Source organism: Bradyrhizobium archetypum (genome assembly GCF_013114835.1).
Classification (GTDB): Bacteria; Pseudomonadota; Alphaproteobacteria; order Rhizobiales; family Xanthobacteraceae; genus Bradyrhizobium; species Bradyrhizobium archetypum.
Genome location: NZ_JAAVLW010000012.1, coordinates 81096 through 98338, shown reverse-complemented (window position 1 = coordinate 98338; position 17243 = coordinate 81096). Strand labels below are relative to the sequence as shown.

Genomic DNA, 17243 nt, shown 5'->3' with positions numbered 1-17243 from the left:
ACGAAAGAGGTCATTTCTTCTTCCCGGGGAAGCCGCCGAGGCCCGTCAGGCCCGGCAGGTTCGGCAATCCCTGACGCAGCCCGGTGGGGAGATCCTTCGGCAGATTCGGCAGGCCGCCGCCGGCGCCGCCCTGCATCTTGTCGGCCAGCGCCTTCATCTCTTCCGGCGAAGGCGGCTTCATGCCGCCGCCAAAGCCCATGGCTTGCGCGATGCCGGCGAGCGGGCCGCGCTTACCCGAACCCATCGCCTTCATCATGTCGGCCATGTTCCGGTGCATTTTTAAGAGCTTGTTAACCTGCTCGACATTCTGGCCGGAGCCGGCGGCAATGCGCTTCTTGCGGCTGGCTTTCAGAATGTCCGGGTTCTTGCGCTCGGCCCGCGTCATCGAATCGATGATCGCGACCTGGCGCTTCAAAACCTTGTCGTCGATGCCGGCGGCCGCGATCTGGTTCTTCATCTTGGCAATGCCGGGCATCATGCCCATCAGGCCGCTGATGCCGCCCATATTCGCCATCTGCAGCAACTGCTCACGCATGTCGTTGAGGTCGAACTGACCCTTGCGCATGCGCTCGGCGGTGCGCGCGGCTTTCTCGGCATCGATATTGGCGGCCGCCTTTTCGACCAGCGACACCACGTCGCCCATGCCGAGGATGCGGCCCGCGATCCGGCTCGGGTGAAAATCTTCCAGCGCATCGGTCTTTTCGCCGGTACCGATCAGCTTGATCGGTTTTCCCGTGACCGCGCGCATCGACAGCGCCGCGCCGCCGCGGCCATCGCCGTCGACGCGCGTCAAGACGATGCCGGTGAGGCCAACGCGCTGGTCAAAGGAGCGCGCGAGGTTGACCGCGTCCTGGCCGGTCAGAGCATCCGCGACCAGCAGCACTTCATGCGGACTGGCCGCGGCTTTGATCTCGGCCGCCTCGCTCATCATCTCTTCGTCGAGCGTGGTGCGGCCTGCGGTGTCGAGCAGCACCACGTCGTACCCGCCGAGCTTGCCGGCTTCCACCGCGCGTTTTGCAATTTGCGCCGGCTTTTGCCCCGCCACGATCGGCAGCGTCGGAATATCGAGGTCGCGCCCCAGCACCGCCAACTGCTCCATCGCCGCCGGGCGGTAGATGTCGAGCGAGGCCATCAGCACCTTGCGCTTGTCGCGCTGGGTCATGCGGCGGGCGAGCTTTGCCGTGGTCGTGGTTTTGCCGGAACCCTGCAGGCCGACCATCATGATGGCGACCGGCGGCACCGCGTTGAGGTCGATGGTCTGGCCATCGGAGCCCAGCGTGGCGACCAGTTCGTCGTGGACGATCTTGACCACCATCTGGCCGGGCGTGACCGACTTGACGACGGTGGCGCCGACCGCCTGTTCGCGGACGCGCTCGGTAAAACTTCTGACGACCTCAAGCGCAACGTCGGCTTCGAGCAGCGCGCGGCGTACCTCGCGCATCGCGGCGTCGACGTCCTTTTCGGTCAGCGCACCGCGTCCCGTCAGACGATCGAGAATCCCACCAAGCCGTTCCGACAGATTGTCGAACAATGCCGTTTATCCTTTTGCCCTGCGGTTGCAGGCGCGCTGTTTCGATCCGTCCTCCTGTCATCGCCCGCGAAGAGCGGGCGACCCAGTATTCCAGAGCAGCTCGTCGTGACCCGAGAGGCTGCGGCGTACTGGATACCCCGCCTTCGCGGGGTATGACGTCCTAGATATGTCTCGGCGAAACACGCCAAAACGATATTCCAAACACCTTCGCGCCCGAGGGCGCATCGCGCTGTCGGGCGTTGGCCTCCGGTCTCAAGGGGCCGGGCGGCGGGTCGAAAAGAACATCTTTCCGAGAAAGTGGGCGGGTTAAACGCCGGGAAGGGGCGAAAGTCAAGGATAAAGTAGACCAATATGCCCGTGGCATATAGCATAAGACTTTGACGCAGCTTCCTTTTTGAACAAGTGGCCGACCAATGCGTCAGCTTCCTTTTTGCCGCAGTTCCAAGTTGCACCTGCACACGCCATATAACGGCCCATGTCCATCGTCGCCTACATTTCCTGACCGCCCGTGCCGATCACCCGCCGCCGCTTTCTGGGATTCTTTGCCGGTGCCGCCGCGGCCGTCGGCGTGCCCTCGATCTGGATTAACAAGATGAAGACCTATGACGGCCCCGTTTCCGATCATTTCGACGGCAGGCGATTCTTCGATCCTGATGGGGTGCCGCCAAAATCATTGGCGGAGGTGCTGCGCTGGCAGTTCGGCAGCGACCGCAAGCGCGCGAGCTGGCCGGACTGGGTGCCCAACGCGCACAGCGATACGCCGCCGCCGCGGGTTTCCGGCGACAAGGTGCGGCTGTCCTTTGTCGGTCATGTTTCCTGGCTGATCCAGACGCGGGATCTCAATATCCTGGTCGATCCCGTCTGGTCGCTGCGGGCCTCGCCGGTCTCCTTCGTCGGGCCGAGGCGGCACAACGATCCCGGCATCGCTTTCGATGCATTGCCGAAGATCGACGTCGTGCTGGTGTCGCACGGCCATTACGATCATCTCGACATCGCGACGCTGTCGAAACTTACGGAAAAATTCTCGCCGCGCGTGATCACGCCGCTCGGCAACGACGTCACCATGCGCGAGACCGACGCGGCGATCAAAGCCGAAGGGTTCGATTGGCAGGACCGCGTCGAACTCGGCAACGGCATCGCGGTGACGCTGGTGCCGACGCGGCACTGGTCGGCGCGCGGGCTGTTCGACCGCAACAAGGCGCTGTGGGCAAGTTTCGTCCTGGAGACGCCGGCCGGAAAACTCTACATCGTCTGCGATTCCGGTTATGGCGAGGGCAAGCACTTTCGCCGCGTCGCCGAGCAGCACGGCCCGCTGCGGCTGGCGATCCTGCCGATCGGCGCCTATGAGCCGCGCTGGTTCATGAAGGACCAGCACATGAATCCGTCAGACGCCGTGAAGGCCTTCACCGACTGCGGCGCGCAAGAAGCGCTCGCGCATCACCACGGCACGTTCCAGCTCACCGATGAGGCGATCGACGCGCCGGTAAATGCGCTGGCCGACGCGCTCAAGGAAGCAAAGATTCCGCCGGAGCGGTTCTGCGCGCTGAAGCCGGGGCAGGTGGTCGAGATTTAGAACGTCATTGCGAGCGCAGCGAAGCAATCCATCGATCTGCTTGTGGCGCTATGGATTGCTTCGCTGCGCTCGCAATGACGGTTATTACTCCTTCGGCTTGATCGCCCAGGATACGCCGACCGTTACCGAAAGTGTCTCTTCGCCGGGCGCGACCTGCGCGCCGGCGGCCATGGGGGCTGCCATCTTGCCGCGCAAGAGCGGCGTCGGCGTGCCTTCCTCGGAAATGCTGATCGGTTCCCCGAGCGTGACGCCGGCCGCCTTGGCATAGATCTCGGCCTTGCGGCGAGCATCCGCGATGGCCTTTTCGCGGACCTCGTCGAGATATTTGGAAGCCTGCGTCACGCTGAAGTGGATGTTGCCGATGTCGTTGGCGCCGGCGCCGACCATCACGTCGATCACGTTGGCCACCTTGGTCACGTCGCGGATCTTGACTGTGACGCGGTTCGTGGCGCGATAACCTGTGACCGGCGAGGGGCCCGAGCGGTTCGGCGCGTATTGCGGCTGCAGCGCCAGCCGCGAGGTCTGGTAGTCCTTCTCCTCGATGCCGGCGCCCTTGAGCGCCAGCAGCACCTTGCCCATCGCCGCGTTGTTGGCATCGGAGGCCTCCCGCGCCGTCTTGGCGTCTGACGTCACGCCGCCATCGATCTGCGCCTGATCGGGCGTCACCGACACGTTCGCTTCCCCGGTTACGGAGATCGCCGGCGGCGGCGTTGTCTGCGCCAGTGCGGGCGCCGCCAGCAGCACGGCGGCCACGGCGAGGCTGAACGGACGCTTCATGCCGATCACCTCAACGGCACGTAGACGTTGATCACCAGCTTGTCCTCCGCCGTCTTCAGCGGATCGGTGATGTATTCCTCGATAAAGGTATCCTTGGCTTCCAGTTTCTTGTCGTCGAGGTGGTTGGTGATCGCCTCATAGGTGTTGTCCATGTTGTCGTAGGAGCCGCGATGGACGAACTTCAGCGCCTTGCCCTCAGGCGACCTGCCCATGCTCATGTCTTTGGTCAGGTTCTTGACATCCTGATCGACCGGAATCTGCGCCAGGAAGGTGAAGCCGGTATCGTCGGTCGAGGTGTAGACGATCATCGAGTTGCCGGTGGCCTTGATGCCCTGCTTGTCGAGCAGCGCGGTCAGCGCCTTGAAGGAATCGATCAGGGTGTCGAACGCCGCATCCCAATTGGCGGTGCCCTTCATGATCACCACCTTCTTGGGCTCGAGCGTGAACTCTTCGCCGAAGGGATCAGCAGCCTGGACGCTGGGGGCAGGTGGAGGGGGCGCAGGCGCCGGGGCTTTCTCCGCCGTGGGGGCATCCGCCGGCGACTTGGTTTCGGCCGGCGGTGGGACAGGTGCCGGGCTGGGCGTTGCCGACGGGGTCGCGGGCGGGGAGGCCGAGGGCGCCGGCGATTGCGCCAGTGCAGCCCCGCCAAGTGCAACCATGGAGAGCGCGACCAAGGCCGCACGGAAAGTGCTGATAGGGTTCATTTCAGGTATTTCTCCATCCGCCCCACCCGGCCGCGGCATGTCCCCGGTCCGCGCCTGCCGGAATGGTGCCATTTCCTAACACGCAAGTGCCGTTTTCGTCCCATGACAGATGCGTCATATCCCCCTGCGCACCGGATCTGCTGCGACGCTTTTTCGAAAGTGTCACCGCAGCTCTATCGTTTTGTTTGAGCATGATCTTTCCGGAAAACCGGCCGCACATTTCCGGACCGTGCCCTAGGCAACGTGCCATCATTCGCCATATAAGACAGGCATAAATTGGGAAATTCCATGAGCGCGTTGGCCAACCATACGTTTGCCAAGATGAACGGCATCGGCAACGAGATCGTTGTCGTCGACCTGCGTGATTGCAAGGCTGCCGTGACCCCGGAAGACGCGCGTGCCGTGGCCTCGCCCGCGGGCGTCCCTTATGACCAGTTGATGGTATTGCAGCCGCCGCGGCTATCGGGCACCGAGGCCTTCATCCGCATCTACAACAATGATGGATCCGAAGCCGGCGCCTGCGGCAATGGCATGCGCTGCGTGGTGCGCCGCCTGTTCGAGGAGACCGGACAGACCTCGGCGACCTTCGAGACCCGCGCCGGCCTGTTGAATTGCTGGCAAGGCCCGGCCCCTGATCTCTATACCGTCGATATGGGCGCGCCAAAATTCGGCTGGCGGGATATTCCGCTGGCAGAAGAGTTTCGCGATACCCGCTATATCGAGCTGCAGGTCGGGCCAATCGATGCGCCGGTGCTGCATTCGCCGTCGGTGGTCTCGATGGGCAATCCGCATGCGATTTTCTGGGTCGACGACGTCAATGCCTACGATCTCGAACGCTTCGGGCCGCTATTGGAAAATCACCCGATCTTCCCGGATCGCGCCAACATCACGCTCGCCCACATCGTCGATCGCGATCACATCACGATCCGCACCTGGGAGCGCGGTGTCGGCCTGACCAAGGCCTGCGGCTCGGCGGCCTGCGCGACCGCGGTTGCTGCCGCCCGGCTGAAGCGCGCCAACCGCGCGGTCGAGGTCACGCTGCCCGGCGGCAAGCTTATGATCGAGTGGCGCGAGCACGATGACCACGTGCTGATGACGGGTACGGCCGATTTCGAATATGAAGGCCGCTTCGATCCCGCGCTGTTTGCCAACGTCGCTTGAGAATAATGAGCGTCGACGTCATCACGTTCGGCTGCCGCCTCAACGCGTTCGAGTCTGAGGTGATCGCGCGCGAGGCGGAGCGCGCGGGGCTTTCCGACACCGTCGTCATCAATAGCTGCGCGGTCACCAACGAGGCCGTGGCGCAGGCGCGGCAATCGATCCGCCGGCTGAAGCGCGAGCGGCCGGACCTGCGCATCGTCGTCACCGGCTGCGCGGCGCAGACGCAAGCAGAAATGTTCGCCGAAATGGCCGAGGTCGATCGCGTCGTCGGCAATGATGACAAGATGCGCGGCGAGGCGTGGCGCAGGGCACGAGCGGCGCTCGATGCCGGTTTCGGCATCGAGACAAGCGAAAAGATCGCGGTCGCCGATATCATGGCGGTCAAGCAGATGGCGCCGCATCTGCTCGACGGTTTCAAGGCCGGCCTGCCGCGGGTGTTCGTGCAGGTGCAGAACGGCTGCGACCATCGCTGCACCTTCTGCATCATTCCCTACGGCCGCGGCAATTCGCGCTCGGTGCCGATGGGCGCGGTGGTCGACCAGGTGCGCGCGCTGACCGAGCGTGGCCATGCCGAGATTGTGCTGACCGGTGTCGATCTGACGAGCTACGGCGCCGATCTGCCCGGCGCACCGACGCTCGGGCAACTGACAAGGCAGATTCTGCGCCACGTGCCGGAGCTGAAGCGGTTGCGGCTCTCGTCGATCGATTCGATCGAGGCCGATCGCGACCTGCTCGACGTCATCGCCGATGACGAACGGCTGATGCCGCATCTACACCTGTCGCTGCAGTCCGGCGACGACATGATCTTGAAGCGGATGAAGCGGCGGCATTCGCGGCAGAATGCGATCGAATTCTGCGCCCAGGTCCGTCGGCTACGCCCGGACATCACGTTCGGTGCGGATATCATCGCGGGCTTTCCGACCGAGACGGAAGAAATGTTCGTGCGTTCGCAGCACCTCGTCGACGAGTGCGATCTCACCTTCCTGCACGTGTTCCCCTATTCGAAGCGCCCGGGCACGCCGGCCGCGCGGATGCCGCAGGTGCCGGGTGAGGTGATCAAGTCGCGTGCGCGACGCCTGCGCGCGGCTGGGGACGTGGCGTTGCAGAAGCGACTCGCATCGGAAATTGGCGCGACTCGGCAGGTTTTGATCGAGAGCGCAACGCAGGGGCGCACCGAGCATTTCCTGCCGGTGGCGATCAATGGCGTAACACCGGGGGCGGTGATGCCGCTAGCGATAAACGGCCACGATGGCGCGCGGTTGACAGTGTGAAGTTGTCGCCTGACATCGGCTGTCATCGCCCGGCTTGACCGGGCGATCGAGTACGCCGCGGCTTCTCAGTTCATCACGGACGTCTGTGGAATACTGATCATCCGCTTCTCGCGGATGATGACAGCGTTGGTTGGGGCGCCGGTTGTGGCGGCGAACCACTATTCCCTATTCCACCCGCACTTCCGCAACCGCTCCCACATGTGCTCCGGCGCCGGCGCAATCACGCGTACCGGCTCCTTGTTCTTTGAAATCGGGACCACGATCTCGCGGGAATGCAGATGCAGGATCGGCTCACCGAACCTGGGGCCGTCGCCGTAAATATTGTCGCCGACGATCGGCCAGCCCATCGCCGAGGTGTGCACGCGCAATTGGTGGGTACGGCCAGTCACCGGTTCCAGCGCCAGCCAGGCCAGGCCGTCGCCGCGGCCGAGCACTTTCCAGGTGGTGATGGCCTTTTGACCGTCTGGATCCGGCTTCTGCCACCAGCCGCGCTCGGCATTCAGCCGGCCGAGTGGCATGTCGATAGTGCCTTCGTCCTCGGCCGGACCGCCCTCGACCACGGCCCAATAGGTCTTGCCTACTTTGCCGTGCTTGAACAACAGGCCAAGCGAGGCGGTGGCCTTGCGATGGCGTCCCAGCACGAGACAACCGGAAGTATCCTTGTCGAGCCGGTGGGCCAGCACCGGCGGCCGCGGCAGGCCGAACCGCAAGGCATCGAAGGACGCCTCCAGATTGGCGCCGCCCTTGGGGCCGCGATGCACCGGCAGCCCGGCCGGCTTGTCGATCACCAGCATCAGCCCGTCGCGGTGAAGCACGCGGGCCTGGATTTCATCCGCCGTTAAGCCCGGGACATCAAAGCCCGCCCGGGAGACATCGCGGGACGCTCCGGGAACATCGAAGGACAATCCGGGAACAGCGATAGGTTTGTTGTGACTTCCGCTCATGGCGCGAAACCGCTAACACGTCCCTGACATGAGCGATACCACTCCCGGAACTCCAAAACAGAGCTGGTGGCGGCGGCTTTCGAGCGGCCTGAAGCGCACGTCCAGCGCGCTCGGAACGGCGGTTGCCGATCTCGTCATCAAGCGCAAGCTCGACCGCGCCATGCTCGACGACATCGAGGATGTGCTGCTGCGCGCCGATCTCGGCACGACGGTTGCGGTCCGGATCGCGGACGCGGTCGGCGCCGGGCGTTACGACAAGGCGATTTCGGCGGATGAAGTGAAGACCGTCGTCGCCACCGAGGTCGAGAAGGTGCTGGCGCCAGTGGCGCAGCCGCTTCAGATCGACGCGGCGCAGAAGCCGTTCGTGGTTCTCGTGGTCGGCGTCAACGGCTCCGGCAAGACCACCACGATCGGCAAGCTCGCCGCGAAATTCAGTGCCGAGGGCCGCAAGGTGATGCTGGCGGCCGGCGATACATTCCGTGCCGCCGCGATCGAGCAGTTGAAGGTCTGGGGCGAGCGCACCAAGTCGCCGGTGATCGCGGGCGCACAGGGTTCGGATTCGGCGAGCCTCGCCTTCAACGCGCTGAGCGCGGCGAAGGAACAGAAGCTCGACGTGCTGCTGGTCGATACCGCCGGCCGCCTGCAGAACAAGGCCGAGCTGATGAACGAGCTGGAAAAGGTCGTTCGCGTCATCAAGAAGGTCGATGCGTCGGCGCCGCATGCGGTGCTGCTCGTGCTCGATGCCACGGTGGGGCAGAATGCGTTGTCGCAGGTCGAGGCGTTTCATCGTACCGCTGGCGTCACCGGCCTGGTGATGACGAAGCTCGACGGCACCGCGCGCGGCGGCATCCTGGTGGCGCTGGCGGAGAAGTTCAAGCTGCCAGTGCACTTCATCGGCGTCGGCGAAGGCGTCGACGATCTCGCGCCGTTCACCGCGCGCGATTTTGCCAACGCCATCGCAGGAATTGAAAGTTAGTGATGGACAAGACCCAGCCGCATCCGCTGTTCAAGCTCGCGACCGAACTCGGTCCGCTCATGGTGTTCTTCGTCGCCAACGCCAAGTTCAACCTGTTCGTCGCGACCGGCGCCTTCATGGTGGCGATCGTGGCCGCGATGATCGCCTCCTATGCGGTGGTGCGGCATGTGCCGATGATGGCGGTCGTCACCGCCGTCATCGTGCTGGTGTTCGGCACGCTGACGCTGGTGCTGCACGACGAGACGTTCATCAAGGTCAAGCCGACCATTGTCTACGGCCTGTTCGCAGTGATCCTCGGCGGCGGCCTTTTGTTCGGCCGCTCCTTCATCGCGATCCTGTTCGATCAGATGTTCAACCTGACGCCAAAAGGCTGGCGTATCCTGACTGCGCGCTGGGCGCTGTTCTTTCTCGGAATGGCGGTCCTGAACGAAATCATCTGGCGCACGCAGTCGACCGATTTCTGGGTCGGCTTCAAGGCGTTCGGCGCGATTCCGATCACCATGGTGTTCGCGATCGCCCAGATGCCGATCATCAAGCGCTATCACCTGGAGCCGGCTTCGCTGGAAGCAAGCGAAGCGGAAGCGGGGGATGTGAGCAAGGGGTGACTGCTGCCGCTTGCGCTGCCTGCTCACTCGCCCCGCTCTTGCGGGGAGAGGGGTTGGGGTGAGGGTCTCTCGTCGTCAAGATTGTCAGTTGTGGGAGAAGCCCGCCCGGTCCTCCACCCGTATTCTCGCTTTGCGGGAATTCGACCTCTCCCCGTAAAGAACGGGGAGAGGTTAAGCAAATGGCCTCAGCTCTTCTGCTTAGCAATGATCTTGTCCTTGATCTTGTCGTAGGTCGCCTGCGGCACGATGTTCTTCTGCACCAGCTCGTCCTTGCCCTTGTACGGGCGGCCCTTGATGATCTTCTCCGAATAGGCCTTGCCGATTCCCGGCAACGCATCGAGTTGCTCGGCGCTGGCGGAATTGATGTCGAGCAGCTCGGCCTTTGGCGCCGGCGCCATCTTCGACTCCGAGCCCTTCGGCGCGGGAGCCATCTTGCTGTCGGATTTGGGCGCGGGCTGCGCAGTCTGGGCCATCGACGGCGTGGCCGTCAGCATGCCCACGGTGAGCGCGGTGGCGAGAAGAGAAGCGAGCGTGAAATGACGCATGGATGTCCCTCCCAGGACGGTTCAAGTAACGCCATAAAGCTAGCTGCGATTTCATGGCGGCGCCATGGCTGTAAAATGAACGACAGATAAAAGAAGAATAATATTTGTCCCTCATGGAGAGGAGCGCGTCTTCGCGCGTCTCGAACCATGAGGCCTCGCTCTCGCCTGCGGCCACCCTTCGAGACGCCGCTTCGCGGCGCCTCAGGATGAGGGTTGTGATCAGCTCCCCGCTTTCAACGCCTTATCGATCTCGACCTTGAGCACGCTGTCGAGATTGGCCGGCGTCACTGGCCCGACCAGCTTGTAGCGGATGGTGCCGTCGCGGCCGACGACGAAGGTTTCGGGCACGCCGTAGACGCCCCATTCGATCGAGCCGCGGCCGTTGCTGTCGACGCCGACGGCGGTAAACGGATTGCCGTAGCGGCCGAGAAAGCGGCGGGCGTTGTCGGGCGAATCCTTGTAGTTGATGCCGACGATCTGGAACCGCGTGTCCTTGGCCAGCGCGGTCAACAGCGGCGCCTCGTCATGACAGGGCACGCACCAGGATGCCCAGACATTGACGACGGATACCCTGCCCTTGAACATCGCCGGATCGAGGCCGGGCACCGGCGCCCCGTTGTGGACGAGGCCATCCAGCGCCGGCAGCACGGTTTGCGGCGCCGGGCGGCCGATCAGGGCGGAGGGGATCTTGGAGGGATCACCGCCGTAAAGCCGCAGCAGGAGCAGTCCGGCGACGGCCACGAAACCGATCAGCGGCAGCGCCACCACCCAGCGACGCCGGCGCGAACGTTCATCCGATGTCGTAGGCGCGCTCATCAGATGTCCGTCGCCTGGCGGCCGGAGCGTCTGGTCACGCCGGAGGACTCGAGTTCGCGCAGCCGCGCCTTCTGATGGCGATAGTCGACGGCGATCCAGACGATGAGAACCAGCACGATCGCCGCCACCAGCGTGTAAGACGTCACGACAAAGGAGGCGTAAGGTCCGAGCGACATCGCGTCACGCGGCCTGGCTGGCTTGCATCATCTGCAAGCTGCGCACGCGGCGGCGCAGGATTTCGTTGCGCATCGCCGCCAGATGCAGCGTCACGAACAACAGCGAGAAGCCGATCGCCATCACGAGCAATGGAATCAGGAACGCCCTGTCGAGCGAAGGCCCGCCCATCCGCATCACCGAGGCAGGCTGGTGCAGTGTGTTCCACCAGTCGACCGAGAATTTGATGATCGGCAGGTTGATCGCGCCGACCAGTGTCAGCACGGCGGCGGCGCGAGCGGCCCGCGACGGATCCTCCACCGCGCGCCACAGCGCCATCAGGCCGAGATACATCAGAAACAGGATCAAGACCGAGGTCAGTCGCGCGTCCCATTCCCAGTAGGTGCCCCACATCGGCCTTCCCCACAGCGAACCGGTGACCAATGCCAGGAAGGTAAACGCCGCACCGATCGGCGCCGCGGCCTTGGCCGCGACATCGGCGAGCGGATGCCGCCACACCAGCGTGCCGAGCGCGGCGATGCTCATGACGCCCCAGACGAACATCGATAACCAGGCATTCGGCACGTGGACGAACATGATTTTCACGGTGGCGCCCTGCTGATAATCGTCGGGTGCCATCGCGGCCTGATAGAAGCCGACCAGCAGCAAGATCGCGGTCGCCCCTGTCAGCCATGGCAGCACGCGCGCGGTCAGCGCGAGAAATTTCGTCGGATTGGCGAGGTCGATCAGCGTCATGGCATCCTGATAGTCGTCAGCGGCAGGGCAGGCAATGCGGCTTCGTTTGTTTCAATTTGCCTCAGCGAGAGTTGATAGGCGTCAAGTTGCGGTCAGTCGAGCCCGTGCCGCAGGCTGGCCGCGGCGGCGAACGGTCCGATCACCAGACTGACCAACGACAGCGCGCACAAAATCGAAAACGGTGTTCCAAATGACAGCGGGCCCGTGATCGCGGCCTGCGAGGCCGCGACGCCGAAGATCAATACCGGAATCGACAGCGGCAGCACCAGCACGGCCAGCAGCAGCCCGCCGCGGTGCAGTGTCACGGCGAGCGCGGCGCCGATCATGCCGGTGAATGTCAGCGCCGGCGTTCCGACCAAAAGCGTCAGCGCTACGGCCGATGTGGCCGAGGCGTCGAGATTGAGCAGGAGCCCGAGCGCAGGCGTCGCCACGATCAGCGGCACGCCGGCGGCGAGCCAGTGCGCCAGGGCTTTGGCGGCGCAGGCAAGTTCCAGCGGTGTCTGGCCCATCACGATCAGGTCGAGCGAACCATCCTCGTGATCGGCCGTGAACAGCCGGTCGAGCGTCAGCAGGCTCGCCAGCAGCGCACCAAGCCAGAGGATCGCGGGTCCCAGCCGGGTCAACACCGCCAGGTCAGGCCCGATCGCGAACGGCATCAGCACCGTCACGGTGAGGAAAAACAGCACGCCGATCAGCGCCCCGCCGCCGACGCGCAGCGCGATTTTGATGTCCCGGCGAATCAATGCGGCGAGGGCGGTCATGCGGGGCCCCCCATCCGCAGTTCCCGCGCCTCGATTCCGAGCGGGGTGTGGGTGGCGGCGACAATGATGCCGCCGCTGGCGAGATGCTCCCGCATGATGCCCACGAACAGCTTATGCCCGGCTGTATCGAGTGCCGAGGTCGGCTCGTCCAAGAGCCAGACCGGCCGGCGCACCACGAGCAGCCGCGCGATCGACAGCCGCCGCCGCTGGCCGGCCGACAGGTAGGCCGCCGGCAGGTGCGTGGCATGGCCGAGTCCCACCGCGGTGAGGCATTGCTCGGCGTCGCCGGCCGCGCCACCGAGAAAATCCCGCCAGAACGAAAGGTTTTCGCGCACGCTCAGGGCCGGCTTCAGCGCGTCGCGATGGCCGAGATAATGGGCCTGTTCCGGTAACGTCCGCTCGGCCTCGCCGCCGTCGAGAAGCACCGACCCGGCCGCCGGGACCAGGAGGCCCGCGATCAGGCGCAGCAGCGACGTCTTGCCGGAGCCGTTCGGGCCGACCACCGCCAGCACATCGCCGGACGAGGCCTCGAAATCGAGGCCGGCGAACACGCCGCGGCCGCCCCTGATACAACTGATTTGGCGTCCCGAGAGCCGCATTTTACCTCGTCGCAGCCCTCTGAAATTGATGGGTACCGCGTCAGAATTTGTGGGTACCGCATTGCTGCAGCACGCTTGTCGGTGTGGCGGCGCTTCTAGAAAGATTCTATAAGCCCGGAACTTGATGCAGCACACAATCGGCGGCTGCAAGCCAGCAGGCCAAGACCCCGCTGGACCCAAGCCTCACGCTGAAGGTGTTTAAATACCCTCGCCGGGTATAACTTAGAATTTGGGATTTCCTGACATGACCTCGCTCGACAGCTTCAAATGCCGCAAGACCCTCAAGGTCGGCAGCAAGACCTACGTGTATTACAGCCTGCCTGCCGCGGAGAAGAACGGTCTGAAGGGAATTTCCAAGCTGCCCTATTCGATGAAGGTGCTGCTGGAAAACCTGCTGCGCAACGAGGACGGCCGTACTGTCACCAAGGACGACATCGTCGCGGTCTCGAAATGGCTCCGGAAGCGCAAGCTCGAGCATGAAGTGGCGTTCCGTCCGGCGCGCGTGCTGATGCAGGATTTCACCGGCGTGCCGGCGGTGGTCGACCTCGCCGCGATGCGCAACGCGATGCAGGCGCTCGGCGGCGACGCGGAGAAGATCAATCCGCTGGTGCCGGTCGACCTTGTCATCGACCACTCCGTGATCGTCAACTTCTTCGGTGACAACAAGGCGTTCGGCAAGAACGTGGTCGAGGAATACAAGCAGAACCAGGAACGCTACGAATTCCTGAAGTGGGGCCAGAAGGCGTTCTCGAACTTCTCGGTGGTGCCGCCCGGCACCGGCATCTGCCACCAGGTCAATCTCGAATATCTCGCGCAGACGGTGTGGACGAAGAAAGAGAAGATGACGGTCGGCAAGAAGACCGGCACCTTCGAAGTCGCCTATCCGGATTCGCTTGTCGGCACCGACTCGCACACCACCATGGTCAACGGCCTCGCCGTGCTCGGCTGGGGCGTCGGCGGCATCGAGGCGGAGGCCTGCATGCTCGGCCAGCCGCTGTCGATGCTGTTGCCGGAAGTGGTCGGCTTCAAGCTGAAGGGTCAGCTCAAGGAAGGCGTCACGGCGACCGACCTCGTGCTGACGGTAACGCAGATGCTGCGCAAGCAGGGCGTGGTCGGCAAGTTCGTCGAATTCTTCGGCCCCGGCCTCGACTATCTCTCGGTCGCGGACAAGGCGACGATCGGCAACATGGCGCCGGAATATGGCGCAACTTGCGGCTTCTTCCCGGTCGATGCCGCGACCATCGATTATCTCAAGACCTCGGGCCGCAAGGCTGACCGTGTCGCGCTGGTCGCGGCCTATGCCAAGGCGCAAGGCCTGTTCCGTACCGCGAAATCGACCGACCCTGTGTTCACGGAGACGTTGACGCTCGACCTCAAGGACGTCGTGCCGTCGATGGCCGGCCCGAAGCGTCCCGAGGGTCGTGTCGCGCTGCCTGCGGTTTCCACCGGCTTCGCGACTGCGCTTGCCGGCGAGTACAAGAAGGCCGAGGCGGCTGCGACCCGCTATCCGGTCGAGGGCCGCGACTTCGATCTCGGCCACGGCGACGTGGTGATTGCCGCGATCACCTCCTGCACCAACACCTCCAATCCGAGCGTCCTGATCGGGGCCGGCCTGTTGGCGCGCAACGCCGCAGCCAAGGGGCTGACGGCCAAGCCGTGGGTCAAGACCTCGCTCGCGCCGGGAAGCCAGGTGGTTGCGGAATATCTCGCCAATTCCGGGCTGCAGAAGGACCTCGACAAAGTCGGCTTCAACCTGGTCGGCTTCGGCTGCACCACCTGCATCGGCAATTCCGGCCCGCTGCCGGAGGAGATTTCGAAGTCGATCAACGACAACGGCATCGTCGCTGCGGCCGTGCTGTCAGGTAACCGCAACTTCGAGGGCCGCGTTTCGCCGGACGTGCAGGCGAATTATCTCGCGTCGCCACCATTGGTCGTGGCCTATGCGCTGGCCGGCACCGTGACCAAGGATCTCGCGGTCGAGCCGATCGGCACCGGCAAGGATGGCAAGCCGGTATATCTGAAGGACATCTGGCCGACCACGAAAGAAATCAACGCCTACATGAAGAAGTTCGTCACCGCGACGATCTTCAAGAAGCGCTACGCCGACGTCTTCAAGGGCGACACCAACTGGCGCAAGATCAAGACGGTCGAGAGCGAAACCTATCGCTGGAACATGAGCTCGACCTATGTGCAGAACCCGCCCTATTTCGAGGGCATGAAGAAGCAGCCCGATCCGATCTCAGACGTCGTCGATGCGCGGATCCTGGCGCTGTTCGGCGACAAGATCACCACCGACCACATCTCGCCGGCCGGCTCGATCAAGCTGACCTCTCCGGCCGGAAAATTCCTGAGCGAGCATCAGGTGCGCCCCGCCGATTTCAACCAATACGGCACGCGGCGCGGCAATCATGAAATCATGATGCGCGGCACCTTCGCCAACATCCGCATCAAGAACTTCATGCTGAAGGGCGCCGACGGCAATATTCCGGAGGGTGGACTTACCAAGCACTGGCCCGACGGCGAAGAGATGTCGATCTACGACGCAGCAATGAAGTACCAGCAGGAGAACGTGCCGCTGGTCGTGTTCGCTGGCGCCGAATACGGCAACGGCTCCTCGCGCGACTGGGCGGCGAAGGGCACCCGCCTGCTCGGCGTTCGCGCCGTGATCTGCCAGAGCTTCGAGCGCATCCACCGCTCCAACCTCGTCGGCATGGGCGTGTTGCCGCTCACCTTCGAGGACGGCACATCGTGGACGTCGCTTGGCCTGAAGGGCGACGAAAAGGTGACGATCCGGGGGCTCCAAGGTGATCTGAAGCCGCGTCAGACCCTGACGGCCGAGATCGTATCCGGCGATGGTTCGCTGCAGCGCGTGCCGCTGCTCTGCCGCATCGATACCCTCGATGAGCTCGAGTACTATCGAAACGGCGGCATTCTGCATTATGTACTGCGCAAACTTGCTGCCTAACGCAGATTTGTGATCGGTGCCTCACTTCGAAGTGAGTAGCGAGCAAGGAGAAGGCGGCCTATGACAAGGCCGCTTTCGCGCGTCTGGGGCACGCTTTGAGGATTATCACACCATGCCCCGTACAAATACGGATGGAAAACACGACCACCGGTTCGCACGATGACAGCGATGATGGCCTACAATTGCATTTCGCGGTGGTCCGGAGCGCTCGGTGTTTGCGCGATCATCGCCATCATCCGCCCGGCCCATGCCGATCCGCGCGCCGTGGTCGAGCTGTTCACCTCGCAAGGGTGCTCGTCGTGTCCGCCGGCTGACCGGATCGTCGGCGAGCTTGCCAAGGATCCGTCGGTGATCGCCCTCAGCATGCCGATCGACTATTGGGATTATCTCGGCTGGAAGGACACGCTGGCGGACTCGCGGTTTAGTGCGCGCCAGAAGGCCTATTCGCATGTGCGCGGCGACCGCAATCTCTACACGCCGCAGATGATCGTCAACGGCTCGGCCCAGGTGATCGGCAGCGATCGCGCCGCCATCGAAGGCGCCATCAAGAATACTAGCAAGGCCGAGGGCGTGATGTCGTTGCCGGTGACGATGACGCTATCGGGCAAGCTGCTCAACGTCTCGGTGGATGCGAGCAAGGTCTCGGCGACGACGGGTGGTCGTGGCGAAATCTGGATCTGCTCGATTTCGAAGGCGGTGCCGATTTCGATCGGGCGCGGCGAGAACCGCGGCCAGCAAGTCACCTATTACAACGTGGTGCGCAACCTCGTGAAGGTCGGCGATTGGAACGGCAGTTCGGGAAGCTGGAGCATTCCGCTCGAAAATATTTCCCGCGAAGGCGTCGATGCCGCAGTCGTTTATGTCCAGGACGGCAGCCGGGACAAGCCCGGCGCGATGCTCGGTGCTGCCTACACCGCACTGCGCTAGTTCTTCCCGGTATCATTGAAACGATGTCGCTGCTGCCGACGGCGGTTTAGGCGTGATCGCGGCAACTGAACCGCCGCGACCGACAAGGTCACCCCAAAACGAAAAAGGACCAACTTTCGTTGGCCCAGTATCGGGATTAACTCCCTCTGCGAACAGGCCCGATCCCGACGGCCCCGGGG

17 protein-coding genes are annotated in these 17243 nt (G+C 63.7%); 7 read left to right on the top strand and 10 right to left on the bottom strand.

Annotated features, from left to right (window positions below; all coding sequences use genetic code 11):
• Positions 1-10: 10 nt before the first annotated feature.
• On the bottom strand, positions 11-1531 hold the full coding sequence (gene ffh / locus HCN50_RS30560; protein ID WP_171713592.1) for a signal recognition particle protein: 1521 nt from the start codon (positions 1529-1531) through the stop codon (positions 11-13).
• Positions 1532-2039: 508 nt separating this feature from the next.
• Between ffh and HCN50_RS30555 the strand changes: the two genes are divergently transcribed.
• Entirely contained in the window at positions 2040-3104 is a 1065-nt protein-coding gene (locus HCN50_RS30555; protein ID WP_171713591.1) for an MBL fold metallo-hydrolase, read from the top strand.
• An 84-nt stretch (positions 3105-3188) separates the two neighbouring features.
• On the opposite strand, the gene HCN50_RS30550 is transcribed toward HCN50_RS30555, so the two are convergent.
• Together HCN50_RS30550 and HCN50_RS30545 are read right to left on the bottom strand one after the other, a co-directional pair.
• Positions 3189-3881: an SIMPL domain-containing protein gene (locus HCN50_RS30550; RefSeq protein WP_171713590.1), complete on the bottom strand. Its 693-nt coding sequence runs from the start codon at positions 3879-3881 to the stop codon at positions 3189-3191.
• Positions 3882-3886: 5 nt separating this feature from the next.
• Positions 3887-4585 (bottom strand): GyrI-like domain-containing protein, encoded by a 699-nt coding sequence (locus HCN50_RS30545; RefSeq protein WP_171713589.1) that lies wholly within the window; start codon positions 4583-4585, stop codon positions 3887-3889.
• Positions 4586-4873: 288 nt separating this feature from the next.
• On the opposite strand from HCN50_RS30545, the gene dapF reads away from it, so the two are divergent.
• Together dapF and mtaB are read left to right on the top strand one after the other, a co-directional pair.
• Positions 4874-5746: a diaminopimelate epimerase gene (gene dapF, locus HCN50_RS30540; RefSeq protein ID WP_171713588.1), complete on the top strand. Its 873-nt coding sequence runs from the start codon at positions 4874-4876 to the stop codon at positions 5744-5746.
• A 5-nt stretch (positions 5747-5751) separates the two neighbouring features.
• Positions 5752-7017 (top strand): tRNA (N(6)-L-threonylcarbamoyladenosine(37)-C(2))-methylthiotransferase MtaB, encoded by a 1266-nt coding sequence (gene mtaB / locus HCN50_RS30535; protein WP_171713587.1) that lies wholly within the window; start codon positions 5752-5754, stop codon positions 7015-7017.
• 158 nt (positions 7018-7175) lie between these two features.
• Here mtaB and HCN50_RS30530 read toward each other — a convergent pair whose 3' ends face one another.
• On the bottom strand, positions 7176-7811 hold the full coding sequence (locus HCN50_RS30530) for an RluA family pseudouridine synthase (protein WP_235977322.1): 636 nt from the start codon (positions 7809-7811) through the stop codon (positions 7176-7178).
• Positions 7812-7989: 178 nt separating this feature from the next.
• On the opposite strand from HCN50_RS30530, the gene ftsY reads away from it, so the two are divergent.
• The gene (gene ftsY / locus HCN50_RS30525) at positions 7990-8937 is read left to right on the top strand and encodes a signal recognition particle-docking protein FtsY (RefSeq protein WP_171713585.1); all 948 of its coding nucleotides are present in this window, start codon (positions 7990-7992) and stop codon (positions 8935-8937) included.
• A gap of 2 nt (positions 8938-8939) precedes the next feature.
• A complete protein-coding gene (locus tag HCN50_RS30520) occupies positions 8940-9542 on the top strand; it encodes a septation protein A (RefSeq protein WP_171713584.1) in 603 nt (200 codons plus the stop codon).
• Between the two features lie 185 nt (positions 9543-9727).
• Here the strand turns inward: HCN50_RS30520 and HCN50_RS30515 are convergent, their stop codons facing one another.
• The 6 genes from HCN50_RS30515 to ccmA form a co-directional block, all read right to left on the bottom strand.
• Positions 9728-10087, bottom strand: a complete 360-nt coding sequence (locus tag HCN50_RS30515) for a ComEA family DNA-binding protein (protein ID WP_171713583.1) — start codon at positions 10085-10087, stop codon at positions 9728-9730.
• Between the two features lie 219 nt (positions 10088-10306).
• Entirely contained in the window at positions 10307-10903 is a 597-nt protein-coding gene (locus tag HCN50_RS30510; RefSeq protein WP_171713582.1) for a DsbE family thiol:disulfide interchange protein, read from the bottom strand.
• Positions 10903-11079 (bottom strand): heme exporter protein CcmD, encoded by a 177-nt coding sequence (ccmD, locus tag HCN50_RS30505; protein ID WP_171713581.1) that lies wholly within the window; start codon positions 11077-11079, stop codon positions 10903-10905. The genes HCN50_RS30510 and ccmD overlap by 1 nt, the downstream gene beginning before the upstream one ends.
• A gap of 4 nt (positions 11080-11083) precedes the next feature.
• A complete protein-coding gene (locus HCN50_RS30500; RefSeq protein WP_171713580.1) occupies positions 11084-11812 on the bottom strand; it encodes a heme ABC transporter permease in 729 nt (242 codons plus the stop codon).
• Between the two features lie 92 nt (positions 11813-11904).
• Positions 11905-12573, bottom strand: a complete 669-nt coding sequence (ccmB, locus tag HCN50_RS30495) for a heme exporter protein CcmB (protein ID WP_171713579.1) — start codon at positions 12571-12573, stop codon at positions 11905-11907.
• Positions 12570-13172 (bottom strand): heme ABC exporter ATP-binding protein CcmA, encoded by a 603-nt coding sequence (gene ccmA / locus HCN50_RS30490; protein WP_171713578.1) that lies wholly within the window; start codon positions 13170-13172, stop codon positions 12570-12572. Before ccmA ends, ccmB begins: the two co-directional genes overlap by 4 nt.
• 244 nt (positions 13173-13416) lie before the next feature.
• On the opposite strand from ccmA, the gene acnA reads away from it, so the two are divergent.
• Entirely contained in the window at positions 13417-16137 is a 2721-nt protein-coding gene (acnA, locus tag HCN50_RS30485; protein ID WP_171713577.1) for an aconitate hydratase AcnA, read from the top strand.
• Between the two features lie 159 nt (positions 16138-16296).
• Positions 16297-17064, top strand: coding sequence for a DUF1223 domain-containing protein (locus HCN50_RS30480; protein ID WP_171713576.1), 768 nt, complete (start codon positions 16297-16299; stop codon positions 17062-17064).
• The last annotated feature ends 179 nt before the right edge of the window (positions 17065-17243 follow it).

Bases quoted from the DNA above. Each gene is read 5' to 3' on its own strand.
- HCN50_RS30550 (WP_171713590.1), bottom strand. From the start codon at position 3,881: ATGAAGCGTCCGTTCAGCCTCGCCGTGGCCGCCGTGCTGCTGGCGGCG.
- HCN50_RS30545 (WP_171713589.1), bottom strand. From the start codon at position 4,585: ATGAACCCTATCAGCACTTTCCGTGCGGCCTTGGTCGCGCTCTCCATG.
- dapF (WP_171713588.1), top strand. From the start codon at position 4,874: ATGAGCGCGTTGGCCAACCATACGTTTGCCAAGATGAACGGCATCGGC.
- mtaB (WP_171713587.1), top strand. From the start codon at position 5,752: ATGAGCGTCGACGTCATCACGTTCGGCTGCCGCCTCAACGCGTTCGAG.
- HCN50_RS30530 (WP_235977322.1), bottom strand. From the start codon at position 7,811: ATGCTGGTGATCGACAAGCCGGCCGGGCTGCCGGTGCATCGCGGCCCC.
- ftsY (WP_171713585.1), top strand. From the start codon at position 7,990: ATGAGCGATACCACTCCCGGAACTCCAAAACAGAGCTGGTGGCGGCGG.
- HCN50_RS30520 (WP_171713584.1), top strand. From the start codon at position 8,940: ATGGACAAGACCCAGCCGCATCCGCTGTTCAAGCTCGCGACCGAACTC.
- HCN50_RS30515 (WP_171713583.1), bottom strand. From the start codon at position 10,087: ATGCGTCATTTCACGCTCGCTTCTCTTCTCGCCACCGCGCTCACCGTG.
- HCN50_RS30510 (WP_171713582.1), bottom strand. From the start codon at position 10,903: ATGAGCGCGCCTACGACATCGGATGAACGTTCGCGCCGGCGTCGCTGG.
- ccmD (WP_171713581.1), bottom strand. From the start codon at position 11,079: ATGTCGCTCGGACCTTACGCCTCCTTTGTCGTGACGTCTTACACGCTG.
- HCN50_RS30500 (WP_171713580.1), bottom strand. From the start codon at position 11,812: ATGACGCTGATCGACCTCGCCAATCCGACGAAATTTCTCGCGCTGACC.
- ccmB (WP_171713579.1), bottom strand. From the start codon at position 12,573: ATGACCGCCCTCGCCGCATTGATTCGCCGGGACATCAAAATCGCGCTG.
- ccmA (WP_171713578.1), bottom strand. From the start codon at position 13,172: ATGCGGCTCTCGGGACGCCAAATCAGTTGTATCAGGGGCGGCCGCGGC.
- acnA (WP_171713577.1), top strand. From the start codon at position 13,417: ATGACCTCGCTCGACAGCTTCAAATGCCGCAAGACCCTCAAGGTCGGC.
- HCN50_RS30480 (WP_171713576.1), top strand. From the start codon at position 16,297: ATGACAGCGATGATGGCCTACAATTGCATTTCGCGGTGGTCCGGAGCG.